Below are 1,510 nucleotides of genomic sequence, written 5' to 3'. Positions count from 1 at the left end.
TTGTTCAGTTTTCAAGGTTCATTTTATGTTTTCTCTTTTGTTAAGAGCTAACTTTTATATAATAACATGTTCTATATTATTTGTCAAACAGTTATTTTATTTTTATATTTTAGTAGTTGCATAACTCAACAGCAACTTTTTTATAATAACATGCTTGTTATTAATGGTCAATAGTTTTTAAAAATGTTTTTTTATAATTTAAATCGAGGCCAATTTCGCAAAAATTGAATAGTACGGTTTCTTCCTATTTCTAAGAGTGCTTCTTTTGTTTCTTCATTTAAATCAAATTGTGTAGCACTGTAATCTTCTACAGGAATAAAAATAATATCTCTTTCATGTCTTCTTGAAATATACCTTTCATCATGTGCATCTTTCATAGTTGAAAATAGCGCTTCAAATAAATTCAAACCATTTTTTATTTCATGAGGACATTGCTCCTCTCTCCGCCTGCTTAATTTAAGCCCTAAAATGGGTCGTACCTTTCTTCCCTCTCTATCATCAAAAATCCATAAAGGAAAATTACTTAAAACACCCCCGTCTACAATGACTGATTCACCTTTCCCTGTCTTTAATGTTACTGGTTCAAAGAAGAATGGTATGCCACAGCTCATACGTAACGCACAAGCAACCGAAAAATTCTTAGCATCTAGTTGATATTTGTGTAAATCATCCGGTAAAACAATCATTCTACCATTGGTTAAATCTGAAGCTACTAACTTTAGTGAATCTTTAGGCAAATCTCCAAAAGTGTACACTCCTTTTTCGGCTAATTTTTTGAAGAACCACTTTTCTAGTGCTTTTCCTTTATACAAACCTAAATGGTTATAAACATTTATCCATTTCATAAAAGGGAAAGGTAATATTGTTCTTCTAGGATCTAGTAATAAAGGTACATCTAACTCTTCTAGCATGATTTCAATTTCTCTACCGCTATATCCTGCAGCAATAAACGCCGCTAAAATAGCTCCTGCACTTGTACCAGCCACACGTTTAAAACGGAAATTTTCAGCTTCTAGTACTTGATATGCTCCAACCAGTGCAAAGCCCTTCAAACCTCCACCAGAAAACACACCATCAATCCACAATATTCCCTCTCCTTTTTCACGTAATCTTTACATTATAGGAATGGAAAAAGACGATTAGAACTAAAATTTGTATTTTATTGTCGAAACAAAACTATTGATGAAGAAGGAACTATTATAGTGTTGAGGATAATGCTTGGGTTTCTTAGATAGTAGAAGGGGAAAATTTAGTTAAAGATGAGAGGTTATTATGCAAAGTAAATCACTGGTTAGATAATTTCAATTGTAAGCTTCTTCGCACCCTTCATAGATTTATTCTACAAAATGAGTAGAAATCTACATAACAAATTCAAAGAGATATTTTATGTATGAAATAAAAAACAGCCAGCACACAGCTGACTGTTTTGGTTGCCTAGCGATGTCCTACTCTCACAGGGGGAAGCCCCCAACTACCATCGGCGCTAAAGAGCTTAACTTCCGTGTTCGGT

The 1,510-nt window shown here is 33.4% G+C and carries 1 protein-coding gene; it reads right to left on the bottom strand.

The window, feature by feature from the left end; translation table 11 throughout:
* Window positions 1-191: 191 nt before the first annotated feature.
* Window positions 192-1,085 carry a patatin-like phospholipase family protein gene (locus AO843_RS23710; RefSeq protein WP_054613503.1) on the bottom strand — a complete coding sequence of 298 codons (894 nt, stop codon included), beginning with the start codon at window positions 1,083-1,085 and terminating at the stop codon, window positions 192-194.
* Window positions 1,086-1,510 lie beyond the last annotated feature (425 nt).

This window comes from Lysinibacillus sp. ZYM-1 (assembly GCF_001308875.1).
Lineage (GTDB): Bacteria > Bacillota > Bacilli > Bacillales_A > Planococcaceae > Lysinibacillus.
This window is presented reverse-complemented; position numbering and strand designations above follow the sequence as displayed.